Origin of the sequence: Micromonospora chokoriensis (assembly GCF_900091505.1) — a bacterium.
Lineage (GTDB): Bacteria > Actinomycetota > Actinomycetes > Mycobacteriales > Micromonosporaceae > Micromonospora > Micromonospora chokoriensis.
The window spans coordinates 3,820,089-3,839,333 of record NZ_LT607409.1; the positions used below are offsets into that span (position 1 = coordinate 3,820,089).

Genomic DNA, 19,245 nt, shown 5'->3' on the forward strand with positions numbered 1-19,245 from the left:
CGTAGACGTCGGGGGCGGCCGGGCCGCGCGGAACGCCCTGCTGGGCAGATGACCGGACCGGTGCGGGGGAGTGGCAGCGACATCTGTCCTCCGTGCGGTTGGTGAGCGTCCAGACGACGCCACCCAGGGACGGTCGACCGACGGCATCCCGCCAGGGGAGAAGCGTGAGCGGGCAGGGAGAACATGACGATGGCGTTACGTCGAGGTGGCGAACTCATGTTCGCGTTAACATCGATGCCTGTCAAGGTCTGACGGCCTGGCGGCGCCCCTTTGACGATCATGCTCGTCCGGCTGCGGAGCCGGTGCTCGGCGCGTCGGCCCCACAGCCGGACGCGGACGGGTGGACCTCATGGTCGACGAACAGCGGACCCGCCGGCGTCCCCGCCACGGCAGCATCGTCGCGGGGATCGTCGGCGGGTCGTCCGGCCGTGGTGTACGCGGGGCGGTTCGATCACGACGCCGGGCATGATCGCCGGCCGGTGCGCCCGGACGGGCGCGTCACCGAGGGCCGGCGCCCAGCTCCACCAGCCTGTCCTCCAGCCCGTACGCGATCCGCAGTTCGCGGAAGGTGTCGGCCGTGTTCGGCCCGCGCTGCCCGACCGGCTCCAGCATGATCCGGTGCAACCGTTGGATCTCGGCGGTCGGCTCGACGCCCAGCTCGTCGCGGACCACCCGACGGAGCCGCTGGTAGACCTCCAGAGCCTCGGCGCGTCGACCGCAGCGGTGCAGCGCCACCATGAGCTGACCGTAGAACCATTCGTTGAGTGGGCGGGCGATCACCAGCGACTGCAGCTCGGGAACCAGCTCGCGGTGGCGTCCCAACCGTGCCTGCGCCTCGATGCGCAGCTCGATCGCCCTGGTCCGCAACTCCTCGAGGTTCGCCGCGTGTGCCGCCAGGACCGCGCCCTGGTGCACGCTCGCGAACGCCGGGCCCCGGAACAGGGCCAGGGCGGCGTGCAGCCGGTCGCTGGCCTCGTCCCACCGTTCGGCCTGGAAGCTGTCCGAGCCTTGGCGCAGCAGCCGTTGGAACTGGCTGGCGTCCGTCTCGTCGACGCTGGCGTCGAGGAGATAGCCGGGTGGTCGGGTGAGCAGGACGTTGCGGTCCGGCACGGTGAGTTCGTTCTGCGCGAACATCCGGCGCGCGTGGTAGACGTACGTCTGGAGGGTGGTCAGGGCGCTCTTCGGCGGGCGATCCCCCCACAACTCCTCCACCAGCGTGTCGACGCTCACGACCTCGCCGGCCCGGGCGACGAGAAGGGCGAGGACCTGACTGATCTTGGACACTCCGAGCAGTATGCTCTTGCCGCCTTCGGTGATTATCTCCAGTGATCCGAGAACAAGGAATTCCATTCTTCCCCCCGATGAACTGTTGCTTGACCGTCGTGTCGGGATTCAACGTGCGTCAGCGCCGCTGATTTTCCGGCGGTCGGTCTTTCGACGTGCTGTCGTCGCTTGTCCTCTCGGTAGTCCGAGATCGCACTCGTCATTCGTGCCCCCGCCCCGTGGCGTGACGGAGATGCCTCCCGTGCTCGATCGTCGCTGATGGCCCCCCATCGACGTCGGCGCTCACCGTGCGTACACAATCACTACTACCTACCGCTGTCAATGGTCCTGCGGCTGCCTTCAATCGGACAGCGGGTAGTTGGTGATTGCTTTTCGAATGACCATCGCGGGATCGTTGTGAATCCCGACACATTTCGTTGCCGCTCAATGTCCGTTTAGGTGTGATGACCCTCTTTGTCGTCGGGCAACAGCTATTGCCGGCAATTATTGCGCCGGTAACCATATGGTGCGCGGTGGCGACGCGCGGGCTCGAAGCCGGCCCCGCGAGCGGCCGTGAACAGGGCGGCGACGGCCCCGACCCACCCCGGCTCGCCGGAGCGCGACGCCGTCGATCCGACAGCACGAGAGGTGCGCCCCGCCCGATCGGGTGCGGTAAACGCCTTGACGTCAGCCGTCGCTGGACCCGGTTCGACTCGATCGCCACTGTCGAGGATCGCCTAGGGGTTGACGAGGGTGCCGAAGGCTCGGTTGAAGTAGACGGCCGGCCTGCCGTCGTCCACCCGGGCCTGTCGTACCCGGCCCAGCAGGATGACGTGGTCCCCGGCCTCGTCGATGCGCTCGGTGGTGCATTCCAGCAGCGCGAGCGCCCCGTCCACCACCGTCACACCGCCCGCTCCGAGCACGAACCGCCCCTGGGCGAACTTGTCGGCGCCCTTACGGGCGAACCGCATCGCGAGGTCAGCCTGCTCGGCGCGCAGCACGCTCACGGCGAACCGGTCACACGTGGCGAAGGCGGGGAACGAGTTCGCCGAGCGGGCCAGGCAGACCAGGACCAGCGGTGGCTCCAGGGAGACCGAACAGAAGGAACTGGCCGTGAAGCCGTGCGCGACACCGGCCGGGTCGACGGTGGTCACGATGGTCACGCCCGAGGCGAACCGCGACATGGCCGCCGTGAAGGTCGACCGGTCGAGGTCGTGGCGCGTGGTCTCATCCAGGTCCGAGGAATGCACTGGCGTCACGGCACGGCCCTTCGTCGGCGAGTCAACACCGTCCACGGTGCCCCCACGTCCTCGAAGACCACTCGATGCCGCCTCGACCCCCACCGGGACGGCCCGACCCGAATCCGGTCGATGTTCGAGCGGCGGACCGCATCGTTGGTGACCAGCCGCGTCCGCACGGACGACGCGTCCGCCGAGGAGGACGGATGACCCTATCGACGACCCGAGGCGCCGAGGAGGCGCAGTGGGTGCTCTGCCAGGGCTGTACGACACCGTTGTACCGCAAGCGGTGGACGCGTGGCCGGAAGGTCTGCCCCGAGTGCGGGTACCACGCCCGGCTCACCGCGCCGGAACGGCTCGACCACCTCGTCGACCCGGGCACGCTCGAACCACTGCCGTTCCCCGCCGTAACCGAGGACATCCTCGGTTTCGTCGACACCGTCGCGTACCCCCGCCGGCTGGCCGACGCGCGGGCCCGGACCGGCCTGGACGAGGCCGTCGTGTGCGCCCGGGCCGCCATCGACGGCCACCCGGTCGTCGTCGCCGCGATGGACTTCCGATTCCTGGGCGGCAGCCTCGGCGTCGGTGTCGGTCAACTGATCGCGATGGCCGCGGAGACGGCGCTGGTCGAGCGGATTCCGCTGCTCATCGCCACCGCCTCGGGCGGCGCCCGGATGCAGGAGGGGACCTTGGCGCTGATGCAGATGGCCCGCACCAGCGCGGCGCTCGGGCAGCTCGACGACGCCGGCATCCTGACCATCTCACTGATCACCGACCCCACCTACGGCGGCGTCGCCGCCTCCTTCGCGACCCTGGCCGATGTCGTCATCGCCGAGCCGGGCGCCCGGCTCGGGTTCGCCGGTCGCCGGGTCATCGAGCAGACCATCCACCAGGTGCTCCCACAACGGTTCCAGGCGGCGGAGTTCCTGCTGGAGCGGGGCTTCGTGGACCTGGTCGTCCCGCGTGACCGCCTGCGTGCCGAGCTGTCCCGGCTGTTGGCGGCGGTCGCCGTACCCCCTGGTGGAGCCACTCACGACGGCCGGCCGGGGCCGATGGTCAGCGACCCCGGTCTGCTCCCCGAGTCAGACCCGTGGGAGCAGGTACGCCTCGCCCGCAAGCTGGACCGACCCACCACCCTGGACTACCTGGCGATGGCCTTCACCGACTTCCAGGAACTGCACGGCGACCGGTCGGGTGGTGACAGCCCCGCCGTGGTCGGCGGCACGGCCCGGCTGGCCGGCCGACCGGTGATGGTGATCGGCCACCAGAAGGGACACACCGCGGCCGAGCTGAACCAGCGCAACTTCGGCATGCCCGGCCCGGACGGCTACCGCAAGGCGGCCCGCCTGATGCGTCTGGCCGACAAACTGGGCCTGCCCGTGGTGACCCTTGTCGACACGCCGGGGGCCTATCCCGGCGCGGACGCCGAGGAGCGTGGCCAGGCGGTGGCCATCGCCGAGAACCTGCGGCTGATGGCCGGTCTGCGGGTGCCGGTCGTCACCGTGATCATCGGCGAGGGCGGGAGCGGTGGCGCCCTGGCGCTGGCGGTGGCGAACCGGGTGTTGATCTTCGGCAACGGCGTCTACTCCGTGATCAGCCCCGAGGGGTGCGCGGCGATCCTGTGGCAGGACCCGGCCGCCGCTCCCCGGGCCGCCGCGGCGCTCGGCGGCTCCGCCCGGGACCTGCTACGGCTCGGAATCGTCGACGGCGTCATCCCCGAGCCCGACGGTGGCACGGGCGAGGACCCCCTGCGTGCGGCCGACCGGTTGCGGGCCGCACTTGTTCCGCTCATCGGCGAACTGTCGAACATGACACCGCAGGCTCTCGTCGCCGACCGGCGGGAACGTTTCAACGCCTTCGGAACGGCGCTCACCGTCGAGACCGGGCTGCGGCCGCTGCGGGAGGAGGTCTCGTGACGGCCCGACTCTTCCACAAGGTCCTCATCGCCAACCGGGGCGAGATCGCGGTGCGGGTCGTCCGGGCGTGCCGGGAACTGGGCGTCGCCAGCGTCGCCGTGCACTCCACCGTCGATCGGGAGTCGCGGGTCGTCCGCCTGGCCGACGAGGCGGTGCAACTCGGTCCGGCACCGCCGAAGCTGAGCTACCTCAATGCCGCCGCCGTGCTGGAGGCGGCCCGGATGACCGGGGCCGACGCCATCCACCCCGGCTACGGATTCCTCTCCGAGGACCCCGACTTCGCCGACGCCTGCGCCGCCGAGGGCATCACGCTGATCGGCCCACCGGCTGCGGTGATGGCGCAGCTCGGCGACAAGGCGTCGGCCCGCACGCTGATGTCCGAGGCTGGTCTGCCGCTGCTGCCCGGCAGCCTGGACCCGCTCTCCGCCGAGGAGGCCCACCGGCTCGCCGACCGGATCGGCTACCCGGTGATCGTGAAGGCGACCGCCGGTGGCGGCGGTCGGGGCATGCAGGTCGTGTGCTCCTCGGCCGAGTTCCCGGACGCCTATCGGCGCACCCAGGCGACCGCCCGGATGCTCTTCGGCAACGGCGAGGTGTACGTGGAGCGGTACCTCGCCGACGCCCGGCACGTGGAGATCCAGGTGCTGTCCGACGGGCACGGGCACGCGGTCCACCTGGGGGAGCGGGACTGCAGCGTGCAACGCCGGCACCAGAAGCTGATCGAGGAGACCCCGGCGCCGAACCTGCCGGACGGTCTCGCGGAGCAGATGGGCAAGGCCGCCGTCGCCGGAGCGCTCGCGGCCGGGTACGTCGGCGCGGGCACCTTCGAGTTCCTGGTCGACCGTTCCGGCGGCTTCTACTTCATGGAGGTCAACTGCCGGATCCAGGTGGAGCATCCGGTCACCGAGATGGTGACCGGGGTGGACCTGGTGGCGGAGCAGATCCGGATCGCCGCCGGCCAGCCGTTACGCCTCACCCAGGAGGACGTGCGTCTCTCCGGGGTGGCGATCGAGTGCCGGATCAACGCCGAGGACCCACGGCGCGGCTTCGCGCCGACCCCCGGGCGGTTGACCGAGTTCACCCCGGCCGGTGGGCCCTTCGTCCGGGTGGACACCCACGCGTACCAGGGGTACCTCGTCCCGCCCAACTACGACTCCCTGCTGGCCAAGCTGGTGGTCTGGGCGCCGCAGCGGGACCAGGCGATCGCCCGGATGCTCCGCGCGCTGGGCGAGTTCCACGTCGCCGGCGAACGGGTCAGCACCACCACCGACTTCCTGGCCGACGTGCTCGCCACGGACGCGTTCCGCACCGCGACACACAGCACCGCCCTCGTCGACCAACTGCGCTGAGAGCCGCTCCAGGCGTACTCGACCGGGCTTCGAGCACCGGCCGACAGCCTGGACACCGTCGCCCGGCGCGTGCGGCCGTCCGGCACACCAACTCGCAACGGAGGAACAATGACGCAGGACAAACGGGTCGCGCTGGTCACCGGCGCGACGAGTGGCATCGGGCTGGCGATCGCCCGTCATCTCGCGCGCGACGGCGTGTCGGTCTACCTCTGCGGGCGCACCGAGCAGACCCTCGCGGAGACCGTCAAGTCCCTCGGCGACGAGGGGTTGCAGGTGGACGGGAGCACCTGTGACGTGACGTCGCCGGCAGAGGTGCGGGCGTTCGTCCGGGCCGCCGTCGAGCGGTTCGGGCCGATCGACATCCTGGTCAACAACGCCGGCCGCTCCGGTGGAGGTGTCACCGCCGAGATTCCGGACGAACTGTGGTTCGACGTGATCAACACGAACCTCAACAGTGTCTTCCTGGTCACCAAGGAGGTGTTGAACAACGGCGGCATCCTCGGCCGGGGATGGGGACGGATCATCAACATCGCCTCCACCGGCGGCAAACAGGGGGTGCTGCACGGGGCGCCGTACTCGGCGTCGAAACACGGCGTCGTCGGGCTGACCAAGGCCCTCGGCCTGGAACTGGCCAAGACCGGCGTCACCGTCAACGCGGTCTGCCCCGGGTTCGTGGAGACGCCGATGGCGCAGCGGGTCCGGGAGGTCTACTCCGGACTCTGGCAGGTGCCCGCCGACGAGGTGCTCGAACGGGTCAACGCCCGGGTGCCCATCGGCCGCTACGTCCAGCCCGACGAGGTGGCGGTGATGGTCGGCTACCTCGTCCACCCCGCCGCGGACGCGGTCACCGCGCAGGCGTTGAACGTCTGCGGCGGGCTCGGAAACTACTAGGGGTCGGCCGTGACGCAGGCAGAGACCAGAGACGACCAGCACCTGCTGGAAACCGTCGAGCACAGTGTGCTGCGGCTGCTCTCCGGCTTCCGTGACCCACCGGCCCGACTGGAGATCACCGCGGGAGCGGTCACGGTGACCGCCGAGTGGGCGGCCGGCGAGGGTGTCGGCGGCACCGTACCGGCGGCACCGGCGGCACCGGCGGCACCGGCGCGCGCGGCGACCGACGTGCCGGACACCCCGGCCGACGACCGGCTGCTCGTCCGGGCCCCGACCGTGGGGGTCTTCTACCGCGCCCCGCAACCGGGCAGCCCGCCGTTCGTGCAGGTCGGCGACCAGGTCGCCGCCGGTCAGCAGATCGGCATCGTCGAGGCGATGAAGCTCATGATCCCCGTCACCGTGGACGTGCCGGGAGCCGTCCTCGACGTCCTGGTCGCCGACGGCGCGGCGGTCGAGTACGACACACCGCTCGTCGTCCTGTCCGCGACCGAGGCGGACTGAACCGCCGCCCAGAATCGAGGAGGAATCATGATCACGACCGGTGTCTCGACCGACCTCTACGCCGAGGTGCTGCAGTTCTACGCCCGGCAGATGCAGGCGCTCGACGGCGGTGACTTCCAGGCGTACGCCGACAGCTTCACCGACGACGGCGAGTTCACCCACTCGCCCGGCCTGCCACCGGCCCGGACCCGTGCCGGCATCGCCGCCGAGCTGACCGAGTTCCACCGCCGGCGCTTCTCCGGTACGCCGGTGCAGCGGCGGCACTGGTTCAACCACGTCGTGTTGGACCACCGCCTGGACGGCGGGATCGACTCGACGAGCTACGCGCTGGTGCTCACCGTGCACCCGGGGCAGAAGCAGCCGGAGATCGGGCCGAGCTGCGTCGTACGTGACGTGCTGGTCCGGGTCGACGGCGATCTGCGGCTCGCGTCGCGTCGCGTCGACCACGACCAGGACCGTTGACGTGGGTGCGGTCGTCGTCATCGGCGTCGGCACCATCGGGACCGGCTGGATCGCGCTGTTCACCGCGCACGGGTTGCCGGTGCGGGTGGTCAGCCGCCGGCCGGACGCCGAGAAGGTGGTCCGGGCCGGGCTGGAGCTGTTCGCGCCCGCGCTGCCGGGGGCGCCGGATCCGGCGACGCTGCTGGACCGGATCGAGTTCGAGCCGGACCTGGCCCGCGCGGTCGCCGACGCCGAGGTCGTCTCCGAGAACGTGCCCGACGACCTGGAGCTGAAGCAGCAGCTGTTCGCCACCATCGAGCGGACCGGCACCGAGGCGCTGTTGCTGTCATCGACGTCGAAGCTGCTCCCCGACGACCTCGGGGCCCGGATGCGGGACCCCGCCCGGCTGGTCGTGGGTCATCCCTTCAACCCGCCGCACCTGGTGCCGCTGGTGGAGGTCGTCGCCGGCGACGCCACCGCACCGGCGGCCGTCGACCAGGCGATGGCGTTCCTGCGGTCGGTGGGTCGGCATCCGGTGCTGCTCCGCCGCGCCCTGCCGGCGTTCGCCGCCAACCGGCTCCAGTCGGCGGTGCTGCGCGAGTGCATCCACCTCGTCGTGGAGGGGGTGCTGACCGTGCCGGAACTCGACCACCTCGTCACCCACTCGATCGGCCTGCGCTGGTCGACCATGGGCCCGTTCCAGGCGTTCCACCTGGGCGGCGGGGAGGGTGGCCTGCGCGGGTGGCTGTCGCACCTGGGCGCCGGCCTGGAACGGGGCTGGGCTCAGCTGGGCACGCCGGCCCTGACCGACCAGACCCGGGAGCTGCTGGTCACACAGACCGAGCAGGCGTACGGCGACCGCACCTACGCCGAGCTGGCAGCCGACCGCGACCGGATGCACCTGGCGGTGCTCGAAGCCCTCGCCCGTGCCCGGGCCGAACCTTCCTGATGGGAGCGCGCACAGATGCGAGTGATGCAGTTCGACAGTTACGGCGGGCCGGAGGTGCTCGTCGCCGCCGACGTCTCCCGGCCGCAGCCCGGTCCGGGCGAGGTGCGGATCCGGGCCGAGGCGATCAGCGTGGGCCACGCGCAGACGCAGATGCGGCGCGACGTCTTCCCGGCGCCGATGTGGAGACCGGTCTTCCCGGTGGTGTTGGGCGGTGACGTGGTCGGGCGGATCACCGGGGTCGGCGGCGACGTGACAGGTGTCCGGGTCGGCGACCGGGTCGGCGCCTTCACCCTCTACGGCGCGTACGCCGAGGAGGTCGTGGTCGACGCCGCCACCCTCGTGCCGGTGCCGGAGTCGGTGGACGCGGCCGAGGCGGCGGTGCTGCCGGGCACCGGTCTGATCGCCGGTGGTGTGCTGCGCACCGCGTTGCTGCGCAAGGGGGACACCGTTCTGGTGCACGCCGCCGCCGGCGGCATCGGCCACCTGGCCGTACAACTGGCGAAGGCGGCAGGCGCGAGCCTGGTGGTGGCGACCGCCGGCTCGGCGTCGAAGCGCGACTTCGCCCTCTCGCTCGGCGCGGACGTGGCGGTCGACTACAGGCGGGCCGACTGGGCGGGCGAGGTGCGCTCCGCCACCGGTGGCCGTGGCGTCGACGTCGTCCTGGAGAGCATCGGTGGGGATGTCGTCGAGCAGGGCCTCGACCTGCTCGCGCCCGGCGGCCGCCTGGTCTTCTACGGCTCCTCGGCGGCGGAGCTGGCCGTGCCCACCGTGCCGCTGATGAAACTGATCGGTCTGCGCTACGTCGCCGGGTTCGCCCTGTCGGCGTGGCGGGGTGGTCGACCCGACGAGTACCGCGAGGTCCTCGACGACCTGACCTCCCGCCTGCTCGACGGGCGGCTCCGCTCGGCAGTGCACGCGCGACTGCCGTTGACCGACGCCGCGCGGGCCCACGAGCTGGTGGAGAGCCGGGCCCACCCCGGTCGGGTGGTGCTCATACCAGGGCTGGACTGAGCTTCGAGCCAGGCTCAGGTCACCGTCCGTACCGTCCATTGTGGTCAGTTTCGGTACCTCACAAGGAGATGAGATGGCAGGAAACAGGAGATGGATCGGCCGGTTGGGCATGGGTGCCGTGGCGCTCAGCGGGGTGCTCGCGTCGGTGGGTGTCGCGAACGTCAGTGCCGGCGCGGCCACGCCGCCGACGCCCGTGACCACCCACAGCACCGTCGCCTACGACTGCCGCACCACCGTGCAGCAGGGCTTCCACCCGGTCGTCTACAGCCGTGACTTCGACGTCACGGCACCGACCTCGGTCGCCGCCGGGGCCGAGTTCGACGTGACGCTCGACCCCACGCCGATCACCGCGTTCGCGGAGTACAACCAGACCGTGACCGACGTCCAGGTGGCCTACGCGATCCCGCGCGACGCCAAGGTCAAGAGCTACTCGCTGGTCGGCGGCTCCGGTCTGGGTGCGGCGTTCACCTGGGTCGAGGAGCGCGACGGCGCGCTGGTGGTGCGCAGCAGCGGCCCGTTCACGGGTGGCGTCGAGTTCGACCTGCCCTCGCTGGCGGTGCACCTGAAGGCGGGAAAGAAGGCCGGTGCCGTCGTGTTCGCCCCCGGTGGCCGCAGCTACGTGGAGCCGGGCTTCGGCTGGTTCCGCTACCAGCCGATCCTGAACGAGTGGGGTCCGTTCCAGTGCTTCCCCGACCCGGCCCTGCCGCCGGTGGAGCTGGCGCGGGTGACAGTCACCAGGTGACGGACGGGGCGGGCGTCGGGACACCGGGGCCCGCCCCTCTCCGCGACAATGGGACTCCACTGATCAAAAGCACTGAAAGGAACCCTCATGCCGCTCGCGATGGCGATCACTGAGTTCGGCGACGTTGACGTTCTGCGACCGTTGGAGGTGCCCGAGCCGTCCGCCGGGCCCGGCCAACTCCGCGTGCGCGTGCGGGCCGCCGGCGTCAACCTGATCGACTGTCGGATCCGGTCCGGGTTCATGCAGTCCATCTACCCGGCGACCTTCCCGCAGGTGCTCGGCAACGAGTTCGCCGGCGTGGTCGACCAGACCGGGCCGGACGTGACGGGCTTCGCCGTCGGCGACGAGGTGCTGGGCTTCGCCTTCATGCAGTCGTACACCGAGGTGCTCGTGGTCGGCGTCGACCAGGTCGTCACCAAGCCCGCCGACCTGTCGTGGGAGGCCGCCGGCTCGCTCTCCGCGGTGGGACAGACGGCGTACAACGCGCTGCGTGCCCTACGGGTCACCAGCGGGCAGACCGTGCTGGTGCACGCCGCCGCCGGTGGCGTCGGCACGGTCGCGGTGCAACTGGCCCGGGCCTTCGGCGCGACGACGGTCATCGGCACCGCCAGCCCCGGCAACCACGACTACCTGCGGTCCCTCGGCGCGGAGCCGGTCGCCTACGGCCCGGGCCTCGCCGACCGCGTCCGGGCGCTGGCCCCGGCGGGTGTGGACGTCGCGCTCGACGCCCACGGCGGCCAGGAGGCGCTGGACGTGTCGCTGGCGTTGGTGCCGGACCGCGCGAGCATCGGCACCATCGCCAACTTCCGCGCCGCCGGCCAGCACGGAATCACCATGCTGCGCGGCGAGCGGTCCGCGGAGACCCTGGCCACCCTGACCCAGCTGTACGACGAGGGCGGCCTGCGGCTGCACGTGCAGCGCACGTACCCGCTGCGGCAGGCCGCCGACGCCCACCGCGAGGCCGAGGCCGGGCACGTACGCGGGAAGCTCGCCCTCGTCGTCTGACGGCTCCACCTGGAGGACACCGTGCCGCCGCCCCCCGACTCCGGACACCCTCGACGCTGGCGGATCCTCGCGGTGCTGGTGTGCTGCCTACTGTCGATCATCCTGGACAACACGGTGCTGAACGTCGCGCTACGGACCCTCACCGATCCTCGGCACGGTCTCGGCGCGACGCACAGCCAGTTGGAGTGGATCCTCAGCTCGTACACGTTGGTCTTCGCGGCGTTGCTCTTCGCCTGCGGCGCGGCGGCCGACCGCTTCGGCCGACGCCGTCTGCTGCTGGTCGGGCTGGCGGTGTTCGGGCTGGCATCGCTGGCCTCGGCGTACGCCGACAACCCGCTGACCTTGATCATTACCCGGGCCGTGATGGGCGTCGGCGCCGCCGCGGTCATGCCGTCCACGCTGGCCGTGATCGCGGCGGTCTTCCCGATGCGCGAGCGACCCCGGGCGATCGGCGTCTGGGCCGGGGCGGTGGGCTTCGCCCTGGCCATCGGGCCGATCACCGGAGGGCTGCTGCTGTCCCGGTTCTGGTGGGGCTCGATCTTCCTGGTCAATGTGCCGCTGGTGCTCGGCTGCGTCGTCGCCGTGCTGCTGGTGGTGCCGGAGAGTCGGGGACACCCCGACCGGGGCCTGGACCTGCCGGGCGTGGGGCTGTCGGTCGCCGGTCTCGCCGCGCTGGTGTCCGGAGTGATCGCCGGAGGTCGACTGGGCACCCTGGCCGACGTGCGGGTGTGGGCGCCGATCCTGGTCGGCGTGGCCGCGCTGTGGCTGTTCGTCCGCCACGAGCGGCGGGCCGCGCAGCCCGCCTTCGAGCTGTCCTTCCTGCGCGATCCGGCCTTCTCCGCCGCGCTGGCGGCGGTCGGTTTCGTGTCCTTCGCGATGCTGGGTTTCCTGTTCTTCAGCGCGTTCTACCTGCAGAGTGTGCGCGGCTACAGCCCGCTGCGCGCGGGTTCCTTCACGCTGGCGCTGGCCGCCGCCAACGTCCTGGTCGGCCCGCTCAGCGCGGCGGCGGTCCGCCGACACGGGCCCAGGGCGGTCTGCGCCGCCGGGCTCCTGTCGGTGGGCGCCGCGCTGCTCGGGGTGGCCCTGGTTCGCCAGCACACGCCACCGTGGGCGCTGGTGCCGATGTTCGCCCTGCTGGGCGGCGGGATGGCCGCGGTGCTGCCGGCCGCGTCGATGTCCATCATGACCGCCGTCCCCCGGGAGAAGGCCGGGGTCAGTTCGGCGATGAACAACACCATCCGGCAGGTGGGCAACGTGCTCGGGGTGGCGGTGCTCGGTTCGGTGCTCGCGTCGACCTACCGCGCCGGCGTCTCCGACGAGTTGACGGTGCTGCCCGCCGCGGCACGGCACGACGCGGGCGAGTCGCTCGACGCGACGCTGGCCGCCGCGCACACGTGGGGCGGCGACACCGAAGCCCTGGTCGTGGCGGCCCGCGCGGCGTTCATCGACGCGATGCACCTCACCGCGGTGCTCGCTGCGCTGTTGGCGCTGGCCGGGGCGGTGGTCACAGTGCGCTGGCTGCCTCGGACGCTGCCGACCCAGGACCGACCCACCGCGCCCACGCCCGACCGGCCACAGCGCTACGCAGTCGAATCGTCACCGAAGCCCTAGGATGAACCGATGTCCTTCACCGATGTGGAGATCGAGTACCTGACCTCGCAGCGACTGGGCCGGTTGGCCTCGGTCGCGCCCAGCGGCGCCCCGCAGAACAACCCGGTCGCCTTCACCTACAACCCGACCACCGGCACGATCGACATCGGCGGTCACAACCTGACCTCCAGCCGTAAGTTCCGCAACATCAAGGCCGACCCGCGGGTGGCGTTCGTCGTCGACGACCTGGCCTCGACCAACCCGTGGAAGGCCCGGGGCATCGAGATCCGCGGCCACGCCGAGGCACTGGTGGACGTGGAACCGCCGCACCCCTACTTCGGATCGGCGATGATCCGGATCCGGCCGCGTCGCATCATCACCTGGGGGATCGACGACGCGCCGATGGCCGGCCGCGACGTCGAGCCGTGACCGACCGGCTGACATAGCGCTCCTCGAGTGGGCCGCGAGCCCGCCCTGACACCGTTGACCTGCAACCGCGGGACAGCCGGGAGGGGCGCAGATGACGGCACCGACAGCGCAGCAACTCTTCGAGGACGACTTCACCGACGGCGTACGCAGCGGAGCGGGGGCGCCCTGGCGGCTCCGCCCCGTCGACGCCCTGCCGACCGGTGACGGCGTCGTCCGTACCACCCCCGACGGCCTGGTGGTCGTACCGACCGGGGTCGACGCCCGTTCCGGCGCGCCGGCCTTCGCGCAGCCGGCGACACCGGTGCAGCACCTGCGGTGGGCGGCGTTCACCACGCACGTGTCCCCGTCCGGCCGCCCGGGTTTCGAGACCGTCGACGGGCACCTGCTGACAGTGTCGGCCGACGTGGCACTGCGCGGGTTCGGGCTGGACACCCACCCGTACGACGACGTCGCCGACGCCACCGTCGACATCCGGCTCGGCGCCGGAGGGCTCATCTCCGTCGACCTGGAATCCGGCATCGTGTTCGACTTCTTCCTCACGCACCACCGGCTCTACGCGGTGTACGAGCGGCTGGAGCTGCGTCCGGAGGCACGTTTCGCGGCGTTCACCTACGCGGTGCCGGTGGCGGACCGCCGGCCCGAGCAGGTGCACCGGTTGGAGGTCTCCTTCGAGCGGGCGACCGGCACCGCCCGGTGGCGGGTCGACGGGGCAGAGGTGCTGTCGGTCGACCGGGTCGGCACGCGCTGCCTCGACGCGGCGTACCTCAAGCGCGACAACGGCGGTGTCGAGGAGTCGGTGCTGCCCGGCCAGTTCAGCTACGGCCTCGGCCTGTTCGCCGACCGCATGTACGGCCAGGGCGTCGAGCTGTCCGCCGGCCGACTGCGGGTCACCGCCGTCCCACGTTCCTGACGCCACCCGCCACCTCTCCTTCCGTCACTTCTGGAGGTCAACCGTGTCTTCTCCCGACCGGACCGTGCTCGTGCTCGGCGCCACCGGCAAGCAGGGTGGATCGACCGCCCGTCACCTTCTGCGGCGCGGCTGGTCGGTCCGCGCGTTCGTCCGCGACCCGAACGCCGCGAAGGCCAGGGCGTTGGCCGACCTGGGCGCGAGCCTCGCGGTCGGCGACCTGGAGGACGCCGAGTCGGTACGGCAGGCGATGAAGGACGTCTACGGGGTGTTCAGCATCCAGACCCCGATGAGCGAGCACGGTGTGGAGGGTGAGGAGCGGCACGGCAAGACCTGCGCGGACGCGGCGAAGGAGTTCGGCGTCCAGCACTACGTGCACAGCTCCGTGGGCGGCGCCGAGCGGCCCGAGGGCATCAACTGGCGGCTGTCCAAGCTCGCCATCGAGCAGCGGATCGTCGAGAACGGCCTGCCGTTCACCTTCCTGCGCCCCTCGTACTTCATGGAGAACCTCAACCACGACATGTCACCGCTCGTCCTGGTCGACGGTGAGTTGGTGTTCCGGCGCGGGCTGGGCCCGACCAACACCCTCCAGATGATCAGCGGACCGGACATCGGCTACTTCGCGGCCGACGCCTTCGACAACCCGCAGCGGCACATCGGGGCGAAGATCGAACTCGCCGGTGACGAGGTGTCCGGCGACGAACTCGCCGCCGCGTTCGGCCGACACACCGGCCTCCCGGCCCGGTTCGAGTCGGTGCCGCTGGACCAGCTGCACGAGGAGGGTCTGGTCTGGCAGTCCATCTCCTACCGCTGGCTCAACGGCATCGGCTACCACGCCGACATTCCCGCACTGCGGGCCCAGTTCCCCGGGCTGCTCACCCTCGACCAGTGGCTGGCGAAGACCAACTGGCAGCCGCTGCCGCCCGCGCCGACCGAGTGACCGACCCACCGCGACACGAGTCGCGTACGAGCGCGCGACGCCATGGTGGAAACCGAATCGATAAGGGGGGCCGAGATGCCGGATCTGTTGGCGGCGACACGTGACGTCGTCGAGCTCGCGGCGAAGAACGCCGCCGACGCGGAGACCAACCGCAGGCTGGACCCGGAGGTGGTCCGGGGAGTCGTCGCGGCCGGGTTCGCCAGGCACTTCGTGCCGACCCGGTTCGGTGGCCGGGCCTCGACGTTCACCGGTCTGGTCGAGCCGGTGGCGGTGTTGGGCGAGGCGTGCGTGTCGACCGCCTGGTGCGCGTCGCTCACCGCGGCGCTGGGCCGGATGACCGCGTACCTGCCGGTCGAGGGTCAGGCCGAGGTCTGGTCGGACGGGCCGGACGCGCTGGTCGTCGGGGCGCTGATGCCCCTGGGCCGGGCCGAGCCCACCGAGGGAGGCTGGCGGCTGTCCGGCAGTTGGCCGTTCGTCAGCATCGTCGAGTACTCCGACTGGGCCCTGGTCTGCGCGATGACGCCCGGTGCGGACCGTCCGCAGCCGTGGTTCTTCGCGGTGCCCCGCGACACCTACCGGATCGCCGACACCTGGCACACCATGGGCATGCGGGGCACCGGCAGCAACACGTTGATCCTGGACGACGTCTTCGTCCCGAGCGAGCGCGGATGCAGCCGGGAGAGCATCGCCACCGGCGACGCGGTGGCCGCCGAGGCGATCTGCCACACCGTGCCGATGCGCGCCGTCAACGGCCTGGCCTTCGCCGTGCCGGTCCTGGGAGCGGCGCGAGGCGCGGCGGCGGCCTGGACCCCGTGGGTCGCCGAGAAGCTCGGCGGCGGCTCGAACGCGATCTCGGCCCTCGACCGGGGAGCGTACGAGCAGACCCTGGCGCGGGCGCACGGTGAGATCGACGCGGCGCAGCTCCTCCTGGAACGGGTGGCGCGGGTGGCGGACGCGGGCGGCGTGACCCCGCTGGCGGTGACCCGCGGCTCGCGCGACTGCGCCCTCGCCGCCGAGACGCTGGTCGCGGCGACGGACCGACTCTTCACCACGGCGGGCACCCGCGCCCAGACCGAGAACAACCCGCTGCAGCGGTTCTGGCGGGACGCGCACGCGGCGGCCAGCCACATCGGCCTGCAGTTCGGCACCGCGGCCAGCGCCTACGCCGGCCGGCTACTCGCCGGCCGCTGACGACACCACACTTCCGGAGGCAAACAGTGGATCCGACCAGGACGGACGCGGGCTTCGTCGCGATCGTCACCTTTCCCACCGACGGCCCGGAGACGGCACGCGAGCTGGTCGAGCTGGCGACCGGGGGAGTGCAGGAATGGATCCGGGCGGTGCCCGGCTTCCTCTCCGCCAACTACCACATCAGCTCCGACGGCACCCAGGTCGTCAACTACGCCCAGTGGAGCAGCGAGGCGGCCTACCGCGAGTCCTTCACGAACAATCCCCGGTCGGCCGAGGTGCGAGCGTCACTCAGCGCGCTGCCGGGCCTCACCGGCCCGCCGCGCTCGGTCTTCTGCACGCTCGCCGCCAGCATCCTGCCGGCACCGGTCGAGGAGACGTCCGCGTGAGCCGCCGGGTCGTGATCACCGGGATCGGCGTACGCACCCCGGGCGGCTCGGGCGCCGAGGAGTTCTGGGACCTGCTCACCGCAGGCCGCACGGCCACCCGCCGGATCAGCTTCTTCGACCCCGCGCCCTACCGTTCCCAGGTGGCCGGCGAGTGCGACTTCGACGCCGAGGCCGAGGGCTTCACCCCACGTGAGATCCGCCGGATGGACCGGGCCACCCAGTTCGCCGTGGTGTGCACCCGCGAGGCGGTGGCCGACAGCGGTCTCGACCTCGACGGCGTGGAACCGCACCGGATCGGGGTGAGCCTGGGCAGCGCGGTCGCCGCCGCGACCAGTTTGGAGAACGAGTACCTCGTCCTGTCCGACCGGGGGCGGGAGTGGGAGGTCGACCCGACGCACCTGTCGCCGTACATGTTCGACTACCTGACCCCGGGCGCGATGCCGGCGGACGTGGCCTGGACGGTGGGGGCGGAAGGGCCGGTGGCGCTGGTCTCCAACGGCTGCACCTCCGGGCTGGACGCGGTCGGGCAGGCCGCGCAGCTCATCCGGGAGGGCAGCGCCGACGTCATGATCACCGGTGCGACGGACACCCCGATCACCCCGATCGTCGTCGCCTGCTTCGACGCCATCAAGGCGACGACCCCACGCAACGACGAGCCGGCCCGCGCCTCCCGGCCCTTCGACGGCTCCCGCAACGGCTTCGTGCTGGCCGAGGGCGCGGCGATGTTCGTGCTGGAGACGCACGAGCGGGCGGTGGCACGCGGCGCGCACATCTACGCCGAGGTGAGCGGGTACGGGGCGCGCAGCAACGCGTACCACATGACCGGCCTGAAGACGGACGGTCGGGAGATGGCCGAGGCGATCCGGGCCGCGCTGGCCGAGTCGCGGCTCGACCGGGAGGCGATCGACTACATCAACGCGCACGGCTCGGGCACCAAGCAGAACGACCGTCACGAGACGGCGGCGTTCAAGCGGAGTCTGGGTGAGCACGCGTACCGGACGCCGGTCAGCTCGATCAAGTCGATGGTCGGGCACTCGCTGGGCGCGATCGGCTCCATCGAGATCGCCGCGTGCGCGTTGGCCATCAAGCACAACGTGGTGCCGCCCACCGCGAACCTGCACGACGCCGACCCGGAGTGCGACCTGGACTACGTGCCGGTCGTGGCGCGTGAGCGCCGGCTCGACGCCGTGCTGACGGTGGGCAGCGGATTCGGTGGTTTCCAGAGCGCGATGGTGCTCACCCGGGCGGGGGGAACGCGATGACGACGGTGGTCACCGGGGTTGGTGTCGTCGCCCCGAACGGGCTCGGGGTGGACTCGTACTGGAAGGCGACGCTGGACGGGGTCAGCGGCATCGCACCGCTGACCGGGTTCGACACGTCCCGGTATCCGGCCCGGCTCGCCGGGCAGATACGCGACTTCGACGCCCGCGACCACATCCCCGGCCGACTGCTGCCGCAGACCGACGTCTCCACCCGGTACGCGTTGGCGGCGGCGGACCTGGCGCTGGCCGACGCCCAGGTGCGCACCGACGCGCTGCCCGACTACGACATGGGAGTGGTGACGGCGAACGCCCTCGGCGGCTTCGCCTTCACCCACCGCGAGTTCCACAAACTCTGGTCGCAGGGGCCGGAGTACGTCAGCGTCTACGAGTCCTTCGCCTGGTTCTACGCGGTCAACACCGGCCAGATCTCCATCCGCAACGGTATGCGGGGGCCCAGCAGCGCCGTCGTCACCGAGCAGGCCGGAGGGCTCGACGCGATCGGGCACGCCCGGCGTTCGATCCGGCTGGGTACCCCACTGATGCTCACCGGTGGGGTCGACTCCGCCCTCGACCCGTGGGGCTGGGCGTCGCACCTGTCCAGCGGCCGGGTCAGCCTCGTCGACTCGGTCGACCGGGCGTACCGGCCGTTCGCCGCGGACGCCACCGGCTACGTGCCCGGCGAGGGCGGGGCCATCCTGGTGCTGGAGGACGAGGCCGCGGCGCGACGTCGCGGTGCCGGCCCCGGCTACGGCCGGGTCGTCGGGTACGCCGCGACCTTCGATCCCCCGCCTGGTTCACCGCGCCCGCCGGCGTTGCGCCGCGCGGCCGAGGCCGCCCTCGCCGATGCCGGCATCGGACCCGCCGACGTGGGTGTGGTCTTCGCCGACGCGGCCGGCGTCGCGGAGCTGGACCGGGCCGAGGCGGAGGCGCTGCGCGGGATCTTCGGCCCGCGCGGCGTGCCGGTCGCCGCGCCGAAGGCGCTGGTCGGGCGGCTCTTCGCCGGTGGGGGAGCGTTGGACGTCGTCACCGCCCTGTTGGCGATCCGGGACGGCGTCATTCCGCCGGTGCCGCGCGCCGTCGACGTTCCGGACGACTACGGCCTCGATCTCGTGTACGGCGAGGCCCGGCAGGCCCCCCTGTCGTACGCGCTCGTCCTGGCCCGTGGCAAGGGCGGTTTCAACTCCGCGGTCGTGGTCGGTCAGGCCACGACCGGACATCAGCACTGAGAGAGGAC

Annotated in this window: 19 protein-coding genes; 17 read left to right on the forward strand and 2 right to left on the reverse strand. The window is 71.7% G+C overall.

Translation table 11 applies throughout. The features are described 5' to 3' along the window. Positions 1-498: 498 nt before the first annotated feature. On the reverse strand, positions 499-1,284 hold the full coding sequence (locus tag GA0070612_RS17735; protein ID WP_197699170.1) for an AfsR/SARP family transcriptional regulator: 786 nt from the start codon (positions 1,282-1,284) through the stop codon (positions 499-501). A 716-nt stretch (positions 1,285-2,000) separates the two neighbouring features. Next, positions 2,001-2,522 (reverse strand): flavin reductase family protein, encoded by a 522-nt coding sequence (locus GA0070612_RS17740; protein ID WP_269458261.1) that lies wholly within the window; start codon positions 2,520-2,522, stop codon positions 2,001-2,003. Positions 2,523-2,707: 185 nt separating this feature from the next. Between GA0070612_RS17740 and GA0070612_RS17750 the strand changes: the two genes are divergently transcribed. From GA0070612_RS17750 to GA0070612_RS17830, 17 genes are all read left to right on the forward strand, one after another. After that, complete coding sequence (locus tag GA0070612_RS17750; RefSeq protein WP_088988913.1) at positions 2,708-4,417, forward strand: acetyl-CoA carboxylase carboxyltransferase subunit alpha; 1,710 nt, start codon at positions 2,708-2,710, stop codon at positions 4,415-4,417. Continuing rightward, positions 4,414-5,766 (forward strand): acetyl-CoA carboxylase biotin carboxylase subunit, encoded by a 1,353-nt coding sequence (locus GA0070612_RS17755; protein WP_088988914.1) that lies wholly within the window; start codon positions 4,414-4,416, stop codon positions 5,764-5,766. The genes GA0070612_RS17750 and GA0070612_RS17755 overlap by 4 nt, the downstream gene beginning before the upstream one ends. Before the next feature lie 108 nt (positions 5,767-5,874). After that, positions 5,875-6,657: an SDR family NAD(P)-dependent oxidoreductase gene (locus tag GA0070612_RS17760; protein ID WP_088988915.1), complete on the forward strand. Its 783-nt coding sequence runs from the start codon at positions 5,875-5,877 to the stop codon at positions 6,655-6,657. Between the two features lie 9 nt (positions 6,658-6,666). After that, positions 6,667-7,158: an acetyl-CoA carboxylase biotin carboxyl carrier protein gene (locus GA0070612_RS17765; RefSeq protein WP_231924230.1), complete on the forward strand. Its 492-nt coding sequence runs from the start codon at positions 6,667-6,669 to the stop codon at positions 7,156-7,158. 27 nt (positions 7,159-7,185) lie between these two features. Continuing rightward, entirely contained in the window at positions 7,186-7,620 is a 435-nt protein-coding gene (locus tag GA0070612_RS17770) for an SgcJ/EcaC family oxidoreductase (RefSeq protein ID WP_088988916.1), read from the forward strand. A gap of 1 nt (position 7,621) precedes the next feature. Further along, positions 7,622-8,548, forward strand: coding sequence for a 3-hydroxyacyl-CoA dehydrogenase NAD-binding domain-containing protein (locus GA0070612_RS17775; protein ID WP_088988917.1), 927 nt, complete (start codon positions 7,622-7,624; stop codon positions 8,546-8,548). Positions 8,549-8,572: 24 nt separating this feature from the next. After that, positions 8,573-9,559, forward strand: a complete 987-nt coding sequence (locus tag GA0070612_RS17780; protein ID WP_197699171.1) for a quinone oxidoreductase family protein — start codon at positions 8,573-8,575, stop codon at positions 9,557-9,559. A gap of 73 nt (positions 9,560-9,632) precedes the next feature. After that, entirely contained in the window at positions 9,633-10,301 is a 669-nt protein-coding gene (locus GA0070612_RS17785) for a hypothetical protein (RefSeq protein WP_088988919.1), read from the forward strand. Positions 10,302-10,388: 87 nt separating this feature from the next. Continuing rightward, complete coding sequence (locus tag GA0070612_RS17790; RefSeq protein WP_088988920.1) at positions 10,389-11,306, forward strand: NADP-dependent oxidoreductase; 918 nt, start codon at positions 10,389-10,391, stop codon at positions 11,304-11,306. A 21-nt stretch (positions 11,307-11,327) separates the two neighbouring features. Next, positions 11,328-12,917, forward strand: a complete 1,590-nt coding sequence (locus GA0070612_RS17795) for an MFS transporter (RefSeq protein WP_231924231.1) — start codon at positions 11,328-11,330, stop codon at positions 12,915-12,917. 9 nt (positions 12,918-12,926) lie between these two features. Then, a complete protein-coding gene (locus GA0070612_RS17800) occupies positions 12,927-13,325 on the forward strand; it encodes a PPOX class F420-dependent oxidoreductase (RefSeq protein WP_088988921.1) in 399 nt (132 codons plus the stop codon). Between the two features lie 91 nt (positions 13,326-13,416). Next, on the forward strand, positions 13,417-14,235 hold the full coding sequence (locus GA0070612_RS17805; RefSeq protein WP_088988922.1) for a DUF6081 family protein: 819 nt from the start codon (positions 13,417-13,419) through the stop codon (positions 14,233-14,235). Between the two features lie 43 nt (positions 14,236-14,278). Continuing rightward, positions 14,279-15,172, forward strand: a complete 894-nt coding sequence (locus GA0070612_RS17810; RefSeq protein ID WP_088988923.1) for an NmrA/HSCARG family protein — start codon at positions 14,279-14,281, stop codon at positions 15,170-15,172. A gap of 75 nt (positions 15,173-15,247) precedes the next feature. Then, positions 15,248-16,363 (forward strand): acyl-CoA dehydrogenase family protein, encoded by a 1,116-nt coding sequence (locus GA0070612_RS17815; RefSeq protein WP_088988924.1) that lies wholly within the window; start codon positions 15,248-15,250, stop codon positions 16,361-16,363. A gap of 26 nt (positions 16,364-16,389) precedes the next feature. Continuing rightward, the gene (locus tag GA0070612_RS32535; RefSeq protein WP_088988925.1) at positions 16,390-16,749 is read left to right on the forward strand and encodes an antibiotic biosynthesis monooxygenase; all 360 of its coding nucleotides are present in this window, start codon (positions 16,390-16,392) and stop codon (positions 16,747-16,749) included. Next, a complete protein-coding gene (locus GA0070612_RS17825) occupies positions 16,746-18,011 on the forward strand; it encodes a beta-ketoacyl-[acyl-carrier-protein] synthase family protein (RefSeq protein WP_088988926.1) in 1,266 nt (421 codons plus the stop codon). Before GA0070612_RS32535 ends, GA0070612_RS17825 begins: the two co-directional genes overlap by 4 nt. Continuing rightward, positions 18,008-19,237: a ketosynthase chain-length factor gene (locus GA0070612_RS17830; RefSeq protein WP_088988927.1), complete on the forward strand. Its 1,230-nt coding sequence runs from the start codon at positions 18,008-18,010 to the stop codon at positions 19,235-19,237. The genes GA0070612_RS17825 and GA0070612_RS17830 overlap by 4 nt, the downstream gene beginning before the upstream one ends. The last annotated feature ends 8 nt before the right edge of the window (positions 19,238-19,245 follow it).

Bases quoted from the DNA above. Each gene is read 5' to 3' on its own strand.
- GA0070612_RS17750 (WP_088988913.1), top strand. From the start codon at position 2,708: ATGACCCTATCGACGACCCGAGGCGCCGAGGAGGCGCAGTGGGTGCTC.
- GA0070612_RS17760 (WP_088988915.1), top strand. From the start codon at position 5,875: ATGACGCAGGACAAACGGGTCGCGCTGGTCACCGGCGCGACGAGTGGC.
- GA0070612_RS17770 (WP_088988916.1), top strand. From the start codon at position 7,186: ATGATCACGACCGGTGTCTCGACCGACCTCTACGCCGAGGTGCTGCAG.
- GA0070612_RS17780 (WP_197699171.1), top strand. From the start codon at position 8,573: ATGCAGTTCGACAGTTACGGCGGGCCGGAGGTGCTCGTCGCCGCCGAC.
- GA0070612_RS17785 (WP_088988919.1), top strand. From the start codon at position 9,633: ATGGCAGGAAACAGGAGATGGATCGGCCGGTTGGGCATGGGTGCCGTG.
- GA0070612_RS17790 (WP_088988920.1), top strand. From the start codon at position 10,389: ATGCCGCTCGCGATGGCGATCACTGAGTTCGGCGACGTTGACGTTCTG.
- GA0070612_RS17800 (WP_088988921.1), top strand. From the start codon at position 12,927: ATGTCCTTCACCGATGTGGAGATCGAGTACCTGACCTCGCAGCGACTG.
- GA0070612_RS17805 (WP_088988922.1), top strand. From the start codon at position 13,417: ATGACGGCACCGACAGCGCAGCAACTCTTCGAGGACGACTTCACCGAC.
- GA0070612_RS17815 (WP_088988924.1), top strand. From the start codon at position 15,248: ATGCCGGATCTGTTGGCGGCGACACGTGACGTCGTCGAGCTCGCGGCG.
- GA0070612_RS17830 (WP_088988927.1), top strand. From the start codon at position 18,008: ATGACGACGGTGGTCACCGGGGTTGGTGTCGTCGCCCCGAACGGGCTC.